Source organism: Sphingobacterium sp. WM (assembly GCF_029542465.1).
Taxonomy (GTDB): domain Bacteria; phylum Bacteroidota; class Bacteroidia; order Sphingobacteriales; family Sphingobacteriaceae; genus Sphingobacterium; species Sphingobacterium cellulitidis.
Window position 1 is genome coordinate 393,185 of the sequence record NZ_CP120709.1, and the last position, 20,576, is coordinate 413,760.

Sequence of the window (20,576 nt, forward strand, 5' to 3'; positions counted from 1 at the left end):
ATTGTAAAATTTCAAATGTATGATGAAGTAAACGTATTAATTGTGAGAGTTTTTATAACTTGCGATGATTATTAAAAATTACATAATGAAGTACATCGATAAGTTAGCTTCCCTCCGACAAGAGATGAAAGAGAAGGCTGTAGATGCCTATATTATTCCTTCCTCTGATCCTCATATTAGCGAATACCTTCCAGAACGATACAAATGTATAGCATGGACCTCAGGTTTTACCGGTTCAGCTGGGACATTGGCCATTACGCAGGATTTTGCAGGATTATGGACAGATTCACGCTATTTTGTACAAGCTAATGAGCAATTGGCAGGAACAGGTTTTGAATTGGTTAAACTCCAGGTTCAAGGTAAAGCTGAATATGCGACCTGGCTTGCGAAGAAATTGAAAAAAGGAGATACTGTAGCTTTTGATGGGAATTTAGCTTCGGTTGCAGTTGCGCAATCGGTTCAATCTGAATTGGAGCCATTAGGAATTAATGTAAATGGTCATCTAGATTTATTAGAACCTATTTGGAACAATAGACCAGAACTTCCTAAAGAAAAAGCCTATTTATTGGATGTAGCAAGTACTGGACAATCTACCAAAGATAAATTAGCAGTAGTAAAAGAGAAGTTAAAAGATAAACGTGCGGATTTGCATTTTGTATCCTCGCTAGATGATTTAGCTTGGATTCTGAATATCCGTGGGAATGATGTGCATTGTAATCCTGTCGTATTAGGATTCTTATTAATTGAGACAGATAAAAATACCTTGTTTATTGATCAGGAGAAATTAAGTTCTTCCGATCTGGCGTCCTTAAAGGAGTCTGGGGTTGAGGTTTCAGCATATCATTTGGCATTTGATGCGATTAAGCAAGTGAAAGGCGAACGTATCTTATTGGATCCTAAGCGTACTTGTTTTGCAAATTATGACTCAGTCCCTGAAGGTATTGAAATCATTGAAGATATGAATCCATCGACTTTGTTGAAATCTATCAAAAACGAAGTTGAGATCAATCATACTCGCCATGCCATGGTTAAGGATGGGGTTGCATTGACTAAATTCTTTAAATGGGTAGAGGAAAATGTAGGTACAGGTGAATTGTCAGAAATTTCCATTGCTGAGAAATTACAAGATCTACGTGCAGCATCTGAAGGCTTTGTAGATATTTCATTTGATACCATTGCTGGATATAAAGCGCATGGAGCATTACCTCACTATAAAGCTACAGACACAAGTAATTCAACATTAAGTGCTGAAGGATTATTATTAGTGGATTCAGGCGGTCAATATAAAGATGGTACTACCGATATTACCAGGGTAATTTCATTAGGTAATATTACTGCTGAGGAGAAAAAGGATTATACCATTGTTCTAAAAGGTACTATTGAGGGTTCTCAAGCAATTTTCCCGGTTGGAACGAAAGGTTATTCCATCGATGCAATTACCAGAAGACCTATCTGGGAAACATTTAGAAATTATGGTCATGGCACCGGACATGGTGTAGGATATTTCCTGAATGTTCATGAAGGACCGCAAGTGTTCAATATGGCAGCAATCGATATTCCGGTAGAAGAAGGGATGATTACATCCATTGAACCAGGTTTATATAGAGAAGGACATTACGGAATTCGTATTGAGAATCTGGTATTATCGAAAAAAGTGGAGAGCAATCAGTTTGGTGAATTTATGGACTTCGAGACGTTGACCATTTGTTATATCGATACCCAATTGGTAGATAAAAGTTTGTTGGATCAAAAACATGTAGATTGGTTGAATAAGTACAATGCATGGGTTTATGAACAATTGTCGCCGAAATTGGAAGAAGCAGAAAAAAATTGGTTGAAAGAAAAGACCAAAGGAATTTAAAACGAAACGGGCTGTTAATTAACAGCCCGTTTTCTTTCTATGGTTAGGGATTATCACTATTTTTTATCCATCCAAATCCTATTAAATAATATGGGGTCGTCGGCGGAAAATTCGATGGTTAATTCCTGTGGTTTAGAAATTTTTATTTTTCCGACGGGAACATCCAGGAATTCTTCTACATACCAATTTTGATTGGGTTCAACGGTGATTTTTCCGTTGGGTTGTATGGTTGAAGAAATTTGGGTGTTGTTTTCCAAGATATGGATTTTGGTTGGTTTATCATTTCCATTGTGTAAGGAGGTTTCTAGGGAATATTCTCCGGCTTCGGGCAGATAGACTTTCCATATGACCTTTTGATTTGCTTTTAAGATTAGGTGGTCGGGTTTGGTGCCATCGAAGGCTTTGAATTCTAGACCTTTTGAAAGGTGGTTTTTCGCATTGAGCGAAAATCCTCCGAAAGTAGATTCAGCAGCGACATCGGTGTTGAATTGTAGTTGATCAATGGTTACTTTCAACACAGAGACATAAGGGTCGGGCTGTTGATCAGGTAAGTGAATATGGAGGATCGGGCCATATTGTTCAAACTTAAGGGGCTGAGCAGTATTGCCATTGAGGACTTCAATTTTTTTTGGGCTACTTTGGATTCCTGTTACTCTTAGGATTTTATCCAATGGCCAATTATAAACGTGCAGGAATAGTTCTTTAGTTTTGTTGTTGATGGTCATTTTTCCCCAATCGTGTTGAGAAAAACGAATTGGTAAGCCATTGTTGAAATATATAGCTTGGCCGTATTTATTTAGCCATCCGCCCATATCCAGTAATCTTTGTACACCTTCATACGGCACAGTTCCATCCGCTCTTGGGCCGATATTCAAGGTGTAAGATCCATTTAGACTAACATTGTTTATCAAGGATTGGAATAGCTGATTGGTAGATTTCCATTCGTTTTCAAGAGCATTGAATCCCCATGAGTGGGCAATAGTACCTGGGGTCTCCCATATATGGTCGGTATAAGCAGATCCGAACTGGTTGTCACCTAAAGTTTCAAAATCTACATGTTCATTTTCAATAGGGAATCCAAGTCTGGAATTGATTAAACATTTGGGTTGCAATTCGTGGATCAAATTGGCTAATTGGTCCAATTGTTCCTTTTTGATAATGCTTTGTTGATAAGGAATCCACATGTCAAACCACATCATGGCGATATCACCATAATCAGTAAGCAATTCACGAATTTGAGGGATTACTTTTTCTTGCCAATATTGGTTGTATTGCGCATCAGTAACACGACCTGTGACTTCCTGGTTATGATTCCAGGCATAAGGGTGTTGCCAATCGATCCAATGTGAATAATAGAAACATAATTTGATATTATGTTTTTTACAAGCTTCTGCAATTTCTTTGATCACATCTCTATTTGTTCCACTAAGTTTAGGCAAGGAATAATCACTGACTTTACTATTCCATAGGGCCACACCATCATGATGTTTGGACGTAATGACAATATATTTCATACCGGCTTTTTTGGCCAGAAGCACCCATTCTTCAGGGTTTATTTTGTTCCAATCAAATCTCTTTGCTAATTCACCATATTCAGCTTCCCCAATTCGGTTTCTATATCGGATCCATTCCGCATAATTGTTGGGGTGTCGCAGTCTTTCGCCTTTCCAAATTCCTTCGGTGGCACTGTATAGTCCCCAATGGATAAACATACCGAAGCGGTCATCTTCCAGCCATTGGGCTTTTTTTGTTTGAGAGAAGGAGGGTAGGGAACTGAGAATAAAGAGTAGTACAAGAAGATAATGTTTCATAATTAATAAATTTGAAGGTCCACATGTCGGGGGTTCAGTCCGACAGGATTAACAGCACAATATTTTGTAAAAATAAAAAAGCGATCGAATATGTATTCGATCGCTTCCTAAAATTACGAAGATTTTATTGTTTTTTAGCCCACCAAAGCGGAGTAGATACTTTATCCTCGCCACCTAGTAAACCAACAGCTTTCTCATAATTTGCTTCATCAGACTCTCTGAAAGTCGAAGGATAAGGCAAACGTTGAGGGAAGAATTTCACGTTATTAGTCATGAAGTTACCACTGTTCAAATCCGGAAGATTTGGAAGCGGGTTTTCAATAGCAGGGTTTTCAAAGAAAGGAAGACCTAATCTTCTGTGGTCATTCCATGCTTCTAGAGGTAACCAAGGCATATTAGCAATGTATTTTTGGGTAATGATTTTAGTTAAAGCATCATTACGTACAGTTCCATTTTTGTAAATAGTATTTACTGGATATGCAATTGTTGTAGTTCCCGCAGCTTTGGTATACCCATCGATGTAAGACATGCTACGAGAGTTTCCTGGCTCAGTGGTATGGGTGAATTTCACGGAAGTACCTACATTATTATAGTTTGTAGAATTCAAGTACTCTGTAGCAAATTGAGAAACCCCATTGTATTCAAAACTTGCTTTCACACCATTTTCGTAAGCTTGTTGAGCGGTAGTACCGGTAGTCCAACCTTTTAATGCAGCCTCAGCAATAAGGAAATAACTTTCCCATGAAGCAAAGAATACTCTTTTGCTACCACTCGCTCTGTAAGCTTGGGACAATCCTGGGATTTTACCAACTTGGATTGTTCTAATTTCATTGGCTGAACCTTTAGCACCGAAGTCACCAATTGCTTGAGCACTCCAAGTATTCTTAACATCTAATTCAATATCACCAGCAGTTCTTTTTAATTTTACTTTAGTGATTTTGGCATCATCAGTCCAAGAAGGGTACAATGAAAATTGTGGGCTATTTACATCTCCAGGTATATAGAAAGTTTTATACGCTCTAGGGTCAATGGTATTTGGCAATCCATCGAAGAAATAGCCAGCCATTGGGTCGTTAGTTTTCTGGGAGAAGTGTTCCAATAATCTTAATCCGGCATAGTTTGCTGGTTTAATTTTAGGAGCAAAAGTAGCTGCTAATTGATTCGCGGATTTGATACCACCAAGACCTACATAAAGGTTATTTAAGGTAGCAGAAAGGACTTGTCCATTCCATTCACGACTCATAACACCTGAAAGGGGATCCCATCCTGGTCTTTCAGCCACATCAAACATATCTTCAGCATTTTTGATATATTTTCCAGTAGCTACAGCGCTTTCAAATTCAGTTTTTGCTTTTGTAGGATCAACCTCAGCAATTCTCATTGCAAGACGCATTCTCATTGAGTTTGCATATTTAACCCAGTTATCCAAGTCGAATGCATAGGCATTATCATATTTTTTGTAGTCTGAAGGAATTGTTGCTGAATTGATTTTACTCACAGCATCTTTTAATTCCTCTAACATATAATAATACACATCCTTTACGTTGGAATACTCAGGATTTTCGCCTTGGAATCCATTGATTGGAATAGGGCCAAAGTTGTCCGTTGCTTCACTCATCAAATATGCTCTCCAAATTCTAGAAATTTGAACAACATTATTAATATGTGCTTCTGCAGTGTTATCTGCGATTCTTTTATTACCTACTGTAATTGCAAGGTTTACATTGTTCAACCATTGAGAAAGATAACCTCTACCCCAATAGTCAGATGACCAACCATCTGAGTGAGTTCCACCAGCTAAACCAGTAGATAGGTGCTGTCTCGCAGCTGTTTTCCAGTAAAGAACGAACATCCGTTCTGCGATATGTGGATCTTGTTGAGCACCAATAATGGCATTATTCAGCAAGTACTCGACGCGAACTTGATCTTCATTAACTTTTGTTGGGTCTACATTCAGTTCTTCAAATTTAGAACAAGAAGCCAAGCTAGCAGTAAGCATGATGGCAAGACCTATTTTTGATATAATATTTTTCATTTTATTGACCTGTTAAATTTTAAAAACCTAATGTTAGGTTAACAAAGTATGAACGCGATGTCGGTGTTGCGAAGTTTTCAAAACCAGTTGCGTTGCTATTGATAGAGAATACTGATTCAGGATCTACCCCATTCGCATAGCTTTTAATCATCCAAGCGTTGTTTACTGTGAAAGCAATACGAGCGCGTTGAAGGATATTGCTCTTCAATACTGAAGAAGGCAAGTTGTAGCTAAGGGTAATATTTCTCAATCTGATGTTTGTAGCATCGTAGATATTCGCTTCGCCGATACCCATGTTACCAGTTGTAGCCACTTGCGTCCAATATTGTTGCACGGTTACTGATTTTGTGTTTTGCGTGAAGTTATTACCATCTTGAATAACACCATCTACTACGAAGTCAGCACGTTTTCCATCAGTAACAGTTGCTGCTGCGGTACCATTTGCTTGTAAGTTTACATTCGTTCCGGAGAAGAATTCACCACCAAAGCGACCATCAATTTGGAAGCTTAATCCGATGTTTTTGTAGCTAAATGAGTTTGTCCATCCTGCTAATGCTTTTGGCGATTGGTTACCCAATACTTGACCATCCACACTTTGAGGAAGTCCATTACCATTCAGGATTAATTTTCCATAATGCGGACTATTTTGATCATCCACTCTTAAGAATTTAGAGCCAATAATTTGACCGAAGATTTCATTAGAAATAGCACGAACTGCGATGTTATCAAAACCACCTAGGTTATAGTATTCAATTTCCGGAGTCAATTCAATGATTCTATTAACGTTTTTAGAGAAGTTAACCGATGAATTCCAGTTTAGACCATCATCAGATCTTAGGATTTGACCATCTAAAGCGATTTCAAAACCAGAGTTTTGGATATTACCAGCATTGATTTTTTTCGCTCTAAAACCACTCATAGGGTTCATCGGGATATCCAATAATTGGTTTGTTGCATTGTTTTTATACCATGCAAAGTCGATTCCCAATCTGCTATCCAATAAACGAGTATCAAAACCAAACTCTAAAGTTTTAATCAATTCACTTCTTACATTAGGGTTGTAAAATACCTCTCCTAATCCAGAAGTTGTGTTGCCATTCGGGTCACGACCAATATCATATGCATTAAAGATTTGGTAAGGTCCCATGTCATTACCTACTGTTGCATAAGAAGCTCTTAATTTCAAGAAGTTAATTGCCGAAGGTAAATTTCCGCCAGATTTTCTGATTAAATCAGATACCACTAATGATGTACTCACAGAAGGGTAGAAATATGAGCGATATTCTTTAGATAAAGCTGAAGACCAGTCATTACGCCCGGTAACATTTAGGAACCAATATCCATCGTAATTAAGTTCAGCAGTACCGTAAAGGGAATTGATTTGTTTTCTGTTGTTATATTGGTTAGGAGTTGGATTTCCTTTTCCGTTAGTAACATAGAAAAAGTTAGGAACTTCAAGTTCACCTACGCCTACGCCTAGGAACGTTTCGTCACTACGCATGATTTGACCGAATACTGAACCATTCACTCCCCATTTACTTCCATTGATTTCGTCTTTTCTAGCATGTAAAGCCAAAGTAAAGTTTTTCTCAGCGAACTCAGTTTTACCAGTTGAATAAAGACCTGTGCTGCTTAAAGGGCTGCCAGAATAAGTTTTGTTTTCAAATCTTGAAGCATAGGTATCTAATCCTGCACGACCTTCAATATCTAACCAATCTGTAATCTTGTATTTGATGTTTGCATTGCTTAAGAAACGATTTCTTACGTCGTTATTTAAGTTATATTCTGCTAACCAATAAGGGTTAATAGAGTTTGTAGTTCCGTACCAACGCATTTTACCAGTATTGTCTACTGGGTTTTTATAGTCAAGGATGTTGATGGATCTAGGCATTCTGAACAAAGTTGCGAACGCGTTAGAGTTGTTTTGACCAGAGATAGGACGGTTAGTAGCGTCGTTGTTCATGTATTGAACTTTCACTTCTGTTGACCAACGTTTGTTAGGTCCGAAAGTAGTAGATACTTTAGACATCAAGTTCAATCTTTCTAAAGAAGAACCAGGGATTTTACTTTGGTCATTCAAATAAGTTGCTGACGAGTAAATGTTGGTTTCACCGATTTGTTGTTGGAAAGCAACGTTTTGAGTGTGGTTAAATCCAGTTTTGAAGAAGTTATTGATGTTATCATAGGCCTGGTATTTATTTCCATCGATAGCTTCACCCCAGTTATTGGTACTGATAGCGTCAAATACACCATTTGATCCTTGTCCAAAAGCACTTTGGATTTCAGGAGTCATGAATATTGTTTCGAAACCTACAGTAGAGGAATAAGTAATTCCAGTTCCTTTTTGTGCTTTTCCAGATTTTGTTGTAATGATAATAGCACCATTACCTGCTCTAGATCCGTATAATGCGGAGGCAGCACCACTTTTTAGAACTGACATACTTTCAATGTCTTCAGGGTTAATATCCCCTAATCCATTACCCATATCAGTACCTGGGTTCCAGAAGTCGTTATTTACTTTACCATTTCCACCTTTAGCACCTAAGAAGTTATTCATAGGCACTCCATCGACAATAATCAAAGGTTGGTTATCGCCAGTTAAGGAGTTATTACCACGAAGGGTGATTTTTGTGGAAGATGCAGGTCCGCTAGAACCTTTGATAACTTGTAAACCAGAAACTTTACCAACTAGGGCATTCGCAACGTTAGTTTCTTTTGCATCAGTTAGTTGTTCGGATTTAACTTCTTGGAATGAATATCCAAGGGATTTACGTTCTCTTTTGATACCCATTGCCGTTACAACGACTTCGTCGATGTTACTAGCATCTTCCTGCAAGTTGATATTCAATGAGGTAGAGGAAACCGTTGCTTCTTTAGTTAGGTATCCCATGCTAGAGAAGCGGATTTTTTGGCCATTGTTGGCTTCAATGGAGAAATTACCTTCACTATTTGTTTGAGTGACTTTGTCAGTACCGACAACCGACACGCTCACGCCTGGAAGATTTGCTCCGTTTGGACCTGTTACTTTCCCTGTAACAGTTTGCTGTGCAAATAACGTAGAAATACTGATTAGCATCACTATTGTTAAGCTGCAACATTTAGAGTAAAAATTGCTCATTTGTTGATGATTTAAGTAATTAGTCTGTTAATTGTGTTTTATAAATGTGTTTGTCCGCATTTAAAATGCAAATACAGGTTGACCCTAGTAACTGCATGTTTTCAGTGTTAGAAAATTCGATTTGAGTATTTTGAGAAAGTCTTTTGATACTAAATTCCATGATTGCACTTTGAATTTTTGGTAAGAGGACATCTTTCGCTCTTGCACCACGTCCGCTAATGAGTACCATTTGCGGATTGATGATATGGATAAGCGTTGCTATTCCTTTACCAAGCATATAACCGATTCTGTTGATAGCTTCCATGGCTAATTGGTCACCTAATATGGCGGCATCAAGGAGATTATCGGCGTTAATAAATTTTTGTTGGTTATAAATTTCCTGGAGCGAAGAAGGGTCTCCAGCGATTAATGAGTTAGTGGCGAATTGTACCGCGGCTAAAAGAGAAGCTTCAACTTCGAGGCATCCTTTTTTTCCGCAGGAGCATAGTTTGTTGGAGTCCGAAAGGGGGATATGACTAAACTCACCTGCATATCCAGAGTGTCCACGGTAGAGTTCATTGTCGAGGATCATTCCAAGACCTACACCCCAATTGAGGTTTACTACCATGACATCTTTATTAGATTTTGCTTTTCCAAATTTATGTTCTGCAATTGCGATTGCAGAAGAGTCGTTTTCAACGAAGGTTGGTAGATTGAATTCCTTTTGGATGTTGGATTTCAGATCATAAAAAGGTGAACCACTGCTATAAGAATTATTTATTCCGGTATGGCTGTCGACAAAACCTGGGATAGTAATGCTTATTGCATAGATAAGAGATTTATCAAAATCTTTAATGGTTTCATGGATCAGTGTGATCAGTTTTAGAAAAGCATTTTCATTTTTAAGATCAATGATCTCGGTTTTGATTTCAGTTTTGAGCTCGTTTTTAAAATTAACAACAGCTATAGAGGTATAGAATTGATCAATAGCTACGGAAATGATGTAAGGTAGGTGTTTTTCACTAGGTATAAATTGCGCTGCACGTCTACCTCCAGTAGAAGGTGCTAACCCATCTTGTTCAATAAGTTTTAGTTGTAAAAGTTTATTGACGGCATTGGTAATATTCGGCACACTCTTTCCGATCGAGTTGCTGAGCTCTGCAATCGATTGCGGATTTGAAAAATACAACCGCTTAAGTATCGTTAATTTAAGGCTATCCAAGCTGAAATTGATTATTTAATATTGGGGTAAAGTTAAAGTAAAATTAAATTAACTACCAAATACTTTTTAAATATATTAAAAAGTGACGCAAGTCATCTTTAATTTAGTAGTAAACAGGGTTGATTTGTTGCGTTTTTATGCGCAATTGATTAATTTTCTGGTTTAGAGTGCGCATTTGTGACGGTTTAATTGTAACTTCGGTTGAATATAAATTATGAAACAGCGTTATTATTCTTTAGATGTCTTTAGGGGAGCGACAGTTGCCTTAATGATTTTGGTTAATAATCCAGGGACATGGTCGTATATGTTTGCACCATTGAAGCATGCGCCATGGCATGGTTGCACTCCTACGGATTTAGTTTTTCCATTTTTTCTATTTGCAGTCGGCAATGCGATGTCCTTTGTGATACCGAGGTTGCAGGAAGCTGGAGATTCCGTTTTTTGGAAGAAAGTAATCAAGCGGACGATATTGATTTTTCTAATTGGCCTTGGGTTAAATTGGTTTCCATTTGTACATTGGTCAGATGGTACATTACAATTTAGAGAATGGGTAAATAGTAGTAATCCAGAGCAGGGAGTTCGGATCCTTGGGGTATTACAACGGATTGCTATAGCCTACTTCTTTGCTTCAGTATTAGCTTATTATTTTAAGCCGAGGACGTTGATTTATATTTCTGCAGCCATATTGTTAGCCTATTGGGGCATTTGTGCCTTATTGGGAACTGGCGATCCATATTCCTTAGAAGGATGGTTTGGAACAGCTATCGATAAGCAAATATTAAGTGTTGCCCATATGTATAAAGGTGAGGGAGTTCCATTTGATCCGGAAGGATTAATGAGTGCGATGCCAGCTGTTATACAAGTTGTTTTTGGATATTTGGCAGGTGTATTTATCAAGAAACAAGGGCAGGTTGATTGGTTGTGGACGAAAGTTCCACAGAGCAATGAGCCACACTTTAAACTATTGTCAGGGATGTTTGTGACGGGTTTTATCTTGGTTGTTTTAGCTTGGACCTGGTCCTTAGGTTTCCCAATCAATAAGAAGATCTGGACAAGTTCATACGTTTTATATACGACAGGGTTAGGGATTATGACCATTGGCGGCATGATTTGGTATATTGAAGTTCAAGGAGTGAAGAATTGGTTGACGAAGTTTTTTGATGTATTTGGGAAGAATCCACTGTTTATCTTTGTTTTAAGTGGGTTATTACCGAAGACATTGGGTTTGATTCGGATTCCAAGCGGAGTAAATGATTTGGGAGAGACCACTTTCACAAGTCCTTTATCATGGTTTTATAAGAATATTTGTGCGCAGATTCCAGGACCTCCGGAATTGGGTTCGTTTTTCTACTCTTTATGTTTTTTAGTGTTGATGTGGTCGATCTGTTACTGGTTGGATCAGAAGAAAATCTACATTAAGGTATAATTCCAAGCTGTTGAGTATTAGAAGTCTAATTATTTGAACAATAAATTTTTTGTTTTGGTAATAAGATGTTAACTTTGCAGCCAATTAATAGAATTTTTAACGCTTTAATATTATTCACGAAATGTATTTAAGTAAAGAGTACAAAGCTGACATCTTCCAAGAATTTGCTGGAGCAGCTGAAAACACAGGTTCTGCGGAAGGACAAGTAGCTTTATTTACAAAGAGAATTGCTCACTTAACTGGGCACTTGAAATCAAACAGAAAAGATTTTAACACTCAACGTTCCCTACAAAAATTAGTAGGTAAGCGTCGTTCATTATTAGCTTATTTGTACAAAAAGGATATCGAAAGATACCGTGCTATCATCAAAGCATTAGGCTTACGTGATATCATCAAATAAGACATCTGTAAAGAGCTTTATAAAGGGGATTTTGACTTGGTCAGAATCCCTTTTTTATTGCCTATTATTTTTTGTTTGAGGAGCTGATTGTTGGACTTAGGATATTTGTTGAGTAGTTCTTTATTATAGATTAATAAATTTTAGTTGGGCTTATGAATGCTGGGATAAGGTTTTAAAATTTCGGTGAGATAGGAGTGGGCAATAAATTTTTAATTACATTTGTGCGATTAAAAAGGTCAATATTAATTTGGTGCATTAAAAATGACGCAAATGCATCACAAAGAAAAAACAATGAGTTATAACGAAAAGAAAGTAACAATTGAGATGGGTGGCGGACTAGCTCCCATTGAATTGTCGACTGGTAAATTAGCGAAGCAAGCTGATGGGTCAGTAGTATTGAAACAAGGAGCAACGATGTTGCTAGCGACTGTTGTTTCCTCGAAGGAGCCAAAAGCAGGCGCGGATTTTCTTCCATTATCAGTAGATTACCAAGAGAAATATGCGGCTACAGGTCGTATCCCAGGTGGATTTTTACGTCGTGAGGCAAGGTTATCAGATTATGAGGTTTTGATTTCACGTTTAATTGATAGGGCATTACGTCCATTATTCCCAGAGACCTACCATGCTGACACGCAAGTGATGGTAAGTTTAATTTCTGCGGATAAAGAAATTATGCCAGATGCGTTAGCAGGATTAGCGGCATCTGCTGCGATTGCGGTTTCAGATATTCCATTTAATGGACCAATTTCTGAAGTGCGTGTTGCGAAAATTGATGGCGAATTGGTAATCAATCCAACGGTTTCAGCTTTGGAAAAGGCGAGCTTAGAATTTATCGTTGCGGGATCTGCACAAGATATCGTGATGGTAGAAGGAGAAGCGAAAGAGATTTCAGAAACTGAAATGGTAGAAGCGATTGCTTTTGCCCATGAAGCGATCAAGAAACAAGTTGCTGGACAAGTAGAATTAGCAAACCTAGTAGGTTCAGGAGAGAAACGTGATTTCAATCATGAGCCATCTAATCCTGAATTAAAGGATGCTATCTATGCAGCTACTTATGAGAAGGTTTATGAAGTTGCTAAATCAAGATCTAGCAAGCATGAGCGTACAGAGAAATTTGCGGAGATTGGTCAATCATTTTTCGAGACCTTAGGAGAAGAGCTAGATGAGGATACAGAATTCTTAATGAAGAAGTACTACCATGATGTTCAATATGATGCAGTTCGTAATCTAGTGTTAGACGAAGGAATTCGTTTAGATGGTCGTGATGTACGTACCGTGCGTCCTATTTGGTCAGAGGTAGATTATTTACCAGCTGCACATGGGTCAGCGGTATTCACTCGTGGAGAGACACAATCATTAACTTCAGTTACTTTAGGAGCTAAGGATGATGAGCAAATGATCGATGGAGCGTTTTTCCATGGATACAATAAATTCATCTTACACTATAATTTCCCAGGATTTTCAACAGGTGAAGTTAGACCAAACAGAGGTCCAGGTCGTCGTGAAGTAGGACATGGTAACTTAGCAATGCGTTCATTGAAACAAGTTCTTCCTACAGAAGATAATCCATACACGATTCGTGTAGTATCTGATATTTTAGAATCCAATGGTTCTTCATCAATGGCAACAGTTTGTGCTGGTACATTAGCGTTGATGGATGCCGGAGTTAAGATTGCAGCTCCTGTTTCAGGAATTGCGATGGGCTTGATTACCGATGAGAAAACAGGAAAATATGCTATTCTTTCTGATATTTTAGGTGATGAGGATCACCTAGGTGACATGGACTTTAAAGTAACGGGAACTGCGAATGGTATCGTTGGTTGTCAAATGGACCTTAAGATCAATGGTCTTAAATGGGAAGTATTGACTCAAGCATTAGACCAAGCGAAAGAAGCTCGTTTACATATCTTAGGTGAAATGGCTAAAACTATTTCAGCTCCACGTGAAGACTACAAACCACATGCACCACGTATTATCCAAATCTTAATTGATAAGGAATTTATTGGCGCAGTGATTGGCCCAGGTGGTAAGATCATTCAAGAGATGCAACGCGAAACTGGTGCTACAATTTCAATTGAAGAAGTAGAAAACAAAGGTGTTGTTCAAATCTTTGCTGATAATAAAGAGGCGATTGACGCTGCCCTAGCGAGAATTAAAGCGATTGTTGCTAAACCAGAAATCGGTGAGATTTATGAAGGTAAGGTGAAATCTATTATGCCATTTGGTGCATTTGTTGAGATCATGCCTGGTAAAGACGGTTTATTACATATTTCAGAAATTGATTGGAAACGTCTAGAAACAATGGACGGTGTGTTTAAAGAAGGAGATATGGTGACTGTTAAACTTTTGGATGTTGACAAACAAGGTAAAATGAAGCTTTCTCGCAAGGTTTTATTGCCTCGTCCTCCAAGAGAAGATAAACCAAAACAAGAAAACAAGCCGCAAGGTGAATAAATAAAAAAAGAGCAACGAAAGTTGCTCTTTTTTTATTTAGTAGTTAGTATTTAGTAGTTAGTATTTAGACTTTTGCATGGATGAATAGGGTTTTGCTAGGGTGTAAATTTATTGTGTCAATTAATATGTATTTAGAGTTTCCTTGATTTCTTTGTAAATTAATGGAATGAAAAACCTACTAAACCTAATCCTAATTTTATTTCCAATTATACTTCTTGGGCAGGATAATGACCTGAAACTATGGTATGAGCAGCCAGCGAGTAAGTGGACTGAGGCGTTGCCATTGGGGAATGGTCGTCTTGGAGCAATGATTTATGGTCGCTATGATCATGAATTAATACAGCTCAATGAAGAGAGTCTTTGGGCAGGAAGTAAGATCAATAACAACAATCCACAATCTGCTGCGCATCTAAAAGAGATTCAGGATGCTATTTTCAATAGCCGATTTGATGAGGCCAAGGAATTGGCCAGTCAATATATGGTTGGGACACCAGCTCGAATACGCTCGTATCAACCCTTGGGTAATCTTCGCGTTGATTATGATTGGGTTGGTGCAAAAGTCGATGGCTATACTCGGGAATTGAATTTAAATGAGGGGGTGCATCGGACAACTTTTAAGGTGAATTCGAATAAGATTGTTCAAACATCCTATATATCAGCGGTTAACAATACATTTTTTCTGAATTGGGAGTCGGCAGAGCCGATTTCGTTTACCGTTAGTCTGGATAGGAGTCGAGATGTTATTGAATATAATACCTTTAAGTCTGGGGCCTATTATTCGGGACAGATTCAAGATTCTGTAAAAAAGGATTCTGGTCCAGCGGGTTCTCATATGCGATTTATTGCTGGAATAGATGTGATGAGCATAGATGGAGCCTATGAGGTTTTCAAAGAAAATGGTCGTGCTGGTATCCGATTTAAGAATGTAAAAAAGTTAGAGTTAGCCTTTAATGGGCTGACGGATTATAATCTAGCGAAGTTGGATGTTGATCCTAGCAAAGATTTAAAGAAGGAATTAGATCTTCATTTTGAACTTTTAAAAGGGAAACATGTTTGGAATTACTTTAATCGTCATGTTTCTGAACATAAACAAATGTTTGAGCGCGTAAAGGTATCGCTGAATGGGGAGGATTTTTCAAATTTACCTACGGATAAGCGATTAAAGGCATTTTCTGCAGGCAACCAAGATTTTGGGATGCAAACCTTATTTTACCAATACGGGCGGTATTTGTTGATGTCATCGAGCAGACCACCGGCAAAATTACCAGCCAATCTACAAGGAATTTGGAATCAGGAATACGAAGCGCCATGGAATTCAGACTTTCATACCAATATCAATCTTCAGATGAACTATTGGCCTGCCGAAACGGGTGATTTAGGGGAGACCAGTCTTGTATTAGCCAATTTTATGAAGGAAATCATGAAGCCTGGGGGAGTAACTGCTAAAGAAATGTATGCTGCTCGGGGATGGACGATCCATCATTTAACGGATCCATTTGGGAGAACGGGAGTGGCAGATGGTGTTTGGGGTGTTTCGCCAATGGCAGGTCCTTGGATGACCTTTCCAATTTTTAGGCATTATGAATTCAAGGAGAATGAATCCTATTTAAAAACTGTGGCTTATCCGATATTGAAAGGCTCATTGTTATGGGTTTTAGACTTCTTGGTTAAATCGCCAGATGGCTATTTGGTAACAAATCCTTCGCATTCACCAGAGAACGAGTTTAAGACCATTGTGGACGGGAAAGAAGTTCGGTCACAATTATCGTATTCCAGTACCATAGATATAGAAATAATTTTAGAGCTGTTTGATAATTTTGAGAAGGCAGCTAAAATTCTTAAACAGGATAAAGAATTGCTGGCAGAGATTGCGAGAGTTCGTAAGCAGTTGCCTCCGATCCGGGTAGGAAAGAGTGGTGCTATTCAAGAATGGATCCATGATTATGAAGAGGTTGAACCAGGTCATCGCCATATGTCCCATTTATTGGGGTTATATCCAGGGCATTCTATTAGTTCCAAACAACCAGAATTATTTGCAGCAGCGAAGAAAACCATTGAAAACAGGCTTTCTTCGGGTGGTGGTCATACTGGATGGAGTAAAGCTTGGATTGTGAATTTCTATGCGCGATTATTGGATGGGGAGAATGCGAATAAGCATTTGAAAGAATTAATTGGTAAAACCTGTTTACCAAACTTGTTCAGTACGCATCCGCCATTTCAAATAGATGGTAATTTTGGAGGAGCTGCAGGATTAGCCGAGATGTTGGTTCAATCGAAGGAAGATGAAATCCAATTATTACCAGCTATACCTTCAGAATGGAAAAGTGGGAAGGTTGAGGGGTTTATTAGCAGAGGGAATAAGAAGCTAAGTTTTGTATGGGAAGAAGGTGAAATAACGAGCCTTCGGATTATTTCAGGAAAGAATGAGACTATCAAAGTTCGTTTTGGGCAGATAGTAAAGGATTATCAATTAAAAAAAGGGGATAATGAATTAACCTTTTAGGTGAAATAGATTTCTGTTTGAACAGCTAGTATTTTGGTTACTCATTGGAAAGAATAGTTTACTCGATAACCAGAGGGGTTTACTCATTGTTAAAGAATTTAGTTTGCAAATCATAGTAGTTTAGTTTGGCCGAATCAAAAGGAAGAATTAAATGATATTATTATGAAAACTAAATTTTTAATGATTTTAATGGCGCTGATCATATTTGGATCAGGTTCATGTAAGAAGGGGGATCAAGGAGAGATGGGACCCGTAGGAGAGAAGGGAGATAAAGGAGATCGGGGAATCACTGGTACGAAGGGAGACGATGGTTCTATGATTTATAGTGGTACTGTTGTCCCTGCAAATACTTTGGGTAAGAATGGAGACTTTTATTTTAGGAAAAGCACAGGTGATTTATATGGTCCCAAAGTAGCAGCAGGTTGGGGTAGCCCGACCAAGTTGAAAGGTGCAGATGGTAAAAATGGTACGAATGGGAAAAACGGTTCTCAGTTTCTATCAGGGACGACCATTCCTGCTACCACGTTGGGGGTGGTTGGAGACTTTTATTTTAATACTAGCCAAATGATTCTATATGGACCAAAGACTGCGACAGGTTGGGGGGTAGGAGCTAATTTAAAAGCTCAAGCTAAGGTGATGTATTCAGGATGGAGAACTGTGGTTCGTATGATAGATACTGCTTTTGACAATACGAGGGTTCGAGCAGCTCATATTTATGAACCTCACTTAACGGCAGATGTAATAAAAAACTCAGCCATACTTGTTTATTTGGATTATGGGCAAGGTCTATATCCATTACCTTATACATCTTATGCAAATAATAGAATGTCAACCATTACATTTCACACAAAATTGAGGGAGTTTGTCATTATGAGAATGGTTTATGATGGAGGTCCTACGATGTCAATGAGCAGTTATATCCAGTATCGATATGTGATTATTCCAGGGAATTTTTATATGGGTTTGAAGAATAAAAAAGTTAATCTGAAAGATCCAGTTGCGGTCGAAAAGGCCCTACGAGAGATCGACGAATAAGTTCAATAAAAAAGGGTGTCATTTTGACACCCTTTTTTATGATTAAGATTCTTATTATAACATCATTACGCCTGGAATTTCTCCCACTTTTTTGTAATATTCAATTACTTCATCTGCGCTATTGACATAGTTTTCAATTGATATTGAGGTATATTTCCCACCGGAGGATTTTTTCTCAGAAAATTTTGCTGAAGCATGCGTAAATAAAGCTTTTACTTGATCAGCTTGATCTGAATCTGATTTCACAATAAATTTAAAAGTATAGATGGAAGGGAATTGCTCCACTTCAATCAGCTTATCTTTAAAGTTTTTGTAGAAATCTTGATTATTGCTATCGTCTTGTATGTCTTTAATGTTGATGTTGTTGTTTAATTCATCCATGTTTTTCTTCTCCTTTCCCATGATTATCAATAAGTGTACCTAAGGCCAATATATGACAAAACGTTAGATTATCGGTTTTGTTTAGTTTTCCATTGAAGTCGGCAAGGATTTCTTTTTATTTCCTAGTTTAAAGTTGGGTTTATCTCCCATTTTGAATTCCAATGTTCCTCCTTTCAGCATATCCTGATGGTTGATATAAGATTTTTTATAAGGTTTCCCATTTAAGGTGATGGATTGAATATAAATATTCTGTTTGTTGTTGTTATTGGCGATTATGGTAAAAACTTTTCCATTGGGCATGGTTATTTCAGCTTTATCCAGCACAGGGCTTCCAAAGACGTATTCACCATTAACGGGGGAAGCAGGGTATAATCCCATCATCGACCATACTGCCCAAGCACTCATTTGTCCGGCATCTTCATTTCCTGCGTATCCATCAGGTTTGTCATGATACATGGAGTCGATTATTGCTCTTACCTTTTCTTGCGTTTTCCAAGGCTTACCTAAATAGGAATACATGTAAGCGATATGGTGGCTAGGTTCATTCCCATGGGCATATTGACCTATAAAACCGCTTGCATCAGGAGATTGGTTTTCACCAGTCATATAGGATGGTGTTTTAAATAATGTATCCAACATTCTGTCTAAGCCATCTTTTTTCGGGAATAGTTTAGCAAGTCCACGGACATCGTGCGGGACAAAGAATGAATGTTGCCAAGCATTACCTTCTATGTATTGGCTTTTAGAGAATTCATGTTCAGAGTAAAAAGGGTCGAAAGGTTCCACAAACTTTCCATCTTTTAACTTAGCACGCATGAATCCAGAATTCGGATCAAAGAGCTGGATATAATTTTTAGCACGTTTGGTATATTCTCGATATTCTTTATTCTTGCCTAATTTTTTAGCGACTAAAGAAATACAATAATCATCGAAAGCATATTCCAAGGTAGAAGTTACTGATCCTCCATTGACATCTTGAGGAACATAGCCATATTGAATATAATCAGGTACTTCTCTGATTTTTTGGTTAGCACTTGCCAGCATGGCTTGAAAAGCTTTTTCCTGATCAATTCCAGGGATATCTTTCAGGACAGCATCTGCAAGGACAGGTACGGCATGGTAGCCCGTCATGGTATTGGTTTCGAAAGTACTTAAATCCCAAACTGGCAATAAACCATTTTCATCATAGAATGCCAACATACTATTCATCATGTCGGTATATCTCTCAGGTTGAGTAATGGTGAACAGCGGTTTTAAGGCACGGAAAGTATCCCATAATGAGAACAGCGTGTACCTTTGGCCGTTATTAGGCATTTTATGGGTCTCACCTTTATAGTTTTTATATTCCGAATCTTGGTCGGAATACAAGGTAGGGGAGACAGCAGTGTGGTAAAGAGCAGAATAGAAAATCTTTTTTAAGGTTTCATCCTTAGATTCGACTTTTATTTTAGCAAGTTCCTTTTCCCATTGGTTTTCTGCGTTTTGTTTGACCTGATTAAAATTCCAATTAGGGATTTCCTGCAAAGCCAATAATGCTTTTTCAGTAGATGTTGTAGATAGGGCGACTTTTAATTCTATCTCAGTGCTTCCAGGGAATGTAAATTGGGCATTTACTGCATTTATTGGGCCCTGTCTGGAGTCATTGGTTTGTCCAATTTTTTTGGAGTTGGATTTTTGTCCATTTAACAAATACGATTTGAAGTCCTTATTAAAACGGAGCGCAAAATATATATGTTGCTGATTAGCCCAGCCATAGGAGTATCTTTTCCCGATTGCTGTACTATCATTTAAGATTTGGATTTCGGTATCCATAGGTCTGTCCCAGTTGAATGCATGTCCGAGATCCAAACGTATGGTAGGGTTTGCAGCGTTTGGAAATAAGTACTGATGATATCCAACACGTTCAGTTGAGGTAAGATTAGCTTGAATCCCATTATCTAATTTTACTGCATAAAAACCTGGGCTAGCATTTTCATTGTCATGAGAGAATTTTACTCTGGTATCCAGGTCTTTTTGAGGGATAGGATTTATTAGAGGCATAATCGCAATATCAAGCCAATCTCCAATTCCCGTTCCACTGAGGTGCATATGACTAAATCCAGCGATTGAATCTGCGGAAATGTGATATCCACTCACCCAATCCCAGCCGTTTTTTCCATTATCTGGAGATAATTGGACCAATGCAAACGGGACTGTTGCACCGGGATAAGTATGACCATGTCCACCTGTACCGATGAAAGGGTCTACATATTTTGTCAACTGCTGAGCGTTTGATTTTCCGATAGTTAGGGCGATCAATGCAGCGGACATAAAAATTTTTGTGTAAGATTTATAATGTAAGTTCATAAAAG

General features: G+C 38.1%; 12 protein-coding genes. 6 read left to right on the plus strand and 6 right to left on the minus strand.

The genetic code is table 11. The features are described 5' to 3' along the window. Positions 1-85 precede the first annotated feature (85 nt). The gene (locus PZ892_RS01760; protein ID WP_182497961.1) at positions 86-1,861 is read left to right on the plus strand and encodes an aminopeptidase P family protein; all 1,776 of its coding nucleotides are present in this window, start codon (positions 86-88) and stop codon (positions 1,859-1,861) included. Positions 1,862-1,917: 56 nt separating this feature from the next. Here PZ892_RS01760 and PZ892_RS01765 read toward each other — a convergent pair whose 3' ends face one another. From PZ892_RS01765 to PZ892_RS01780, 4 genes are all read right to left on the minus strand, one after another. Beyond that, on the minus strand, positions 1,918-3,672 hold the full coding sequence (locus tag PZ892_RS01765) for an alpha-L-fucosidase (protein ID WP_182497962.1): 1,755 nt from the start codon (positions 3,670-3,672) through the stop codon (positions 1,918-1,920). Between the two features lie 124 nt (positions 3,673-3,796). Next, positions 3,797-5,707 carry a SusD/RagB family nutrient-binding outer membrane lipoprotein gene (locus PZ892_RS01770; protein ID WP_182497963.1) on the minus strand — a complete coding sequence of 637 codons (1,911 nt, stop codon included), beginning with the start codon at positions 5,705-5,707 and terminating at the stop codon, positions 3,797-3,799. A 19-nt stretch (positions 5,708-5,726) separates the two neighbouring features. Next, positions 5,727-8,783 carry a SusC/RagA family TonB-linked outer membrane protein gene (locus tag PZ892_RS01775; protein ID WP_277712011.1) on the minus strand — a complete coding sequence of 1,019 codons (3,057 nt, stop codon included), beginning with the start codon at positions 8,781-8,783 and terminating at the stop codon, positions 5,727-5,729. Between the two features lie 61 nt (positions 8,784-8,844). Then, positions 8,845-10,026, minus strand: a complete 1,182-nt coding sequence (locus PZ892_RS01780; protein ID WP_182497965.1) for an ROK family transcriptional regulator — start codon at positions 10,024-10,026, stop codon at positions 8,845-8,847. 214 nt (positions 10,027-10,240) lie between these two features. Between PZ892_RS01780 and PZ892_RS01785 the strand changes: the two genes are divergently transcribed. The 5 genes from PZ892_RS01785 (at position 10,241) to PZ892_RS01805 (ending at position 17,844) form a co-directional block, all read left to right on the plus strand. Further along, positions 10,241-11,452 (plus strand): DUF5009 domain-containing protein, encoded by a 1,212-nt coding sequence (locus PZ892_RS01785; RefSeq protein WP_182497966.1) that lies wholly within the window; start codon positions 10,241-10,243, stop codon positions 11,450-11,452. 121 nt (positions 11,453-11,573) lie between these two features. Beyond that, positions 11,574-11,852: a 30S ribosomal protein S15 gene (rpsO, locus tag PZ892_RS01790; protein WP_093100604.1), complete on the plus strand. Its 279-nt coding sequence runs from the start codon at positions 11,574-11,576 to the stop codon at positions 11,850-11,852. 291 nt (positions 11,853-12,143) lie between these two features. Continuing rightward, complete coding sequence (pnp, locus tag PZ892_RS01795) at positions 12,144-14,306, plus strand: polyribonucleotide nucleotidyltransferase (protein ID WP_182498170.1); 2,163 nt, start codon at positions 12,144-12,146, stop codon at positions 14,304-14,306. Positions 14,307-14,472: 166 nt separating this feature from the next. Beyond that, the gene (locus tag PZ892_RS01800) at positions 14,473-16,809 is read left to right on the plus strand and encodes a glycoside hydrolase family 95 protein (RefSeq protein ID WP_182497967.1); all 2,337 of its coding nucleotides are present in this window, start codon (positions 14,473-14,475) and stop codon (positions 16,807-16,809) included. Between the two features lie 162 nt (positions 16,810-16,971). Then, positions 16,972-17,844 carry a hypothetical protein gene (locus PZ892_RS01805; RefSeq protein ID WP_182497968.1) on the plus strand — a complete coding sequence of 291 codons (873 nt, stop codon included), beginning with the start codon at positions 16,972-16,974 and terminating at the stop codon, positions 17,842-17,844. A 54-nt stretch (positions 17,845-17,898) separates the two neighbouring features. On the opposite strand, the gene PZ892_RS01810 is transcribed toward PZ892_RS01805, so the two are convergent. Both PZ892_RS01810 and PZ892_RS01815 read right to left on the minus strand, forming a co-directional pair. Then, positions 17,899-18,246: a DUF493 domain-containing protein gene (locus PZ892_RS01810; protein WP_229678239.1), complete on the minus strand. Its 348-nt coding sequence runs from the start codon at positions 18,244-18,246 to the stop codon at positions 17,899-17,901. Between the two features lie 60 nt (positions 18,247-18,306). Beyond that, on the minus strand, positions 18,307-20,571 hold the full coding sequence (locus PZ892_RS01815; protein WP_220476602.1) for a GH92 family glycosyl hydrolase: 2,265 nt from the start codon (positions 20,569-20,571) through the stop codon (positions 18,307-18,309). Positions 20,572-20,576 lie beyond the last annotated feature (5 nt).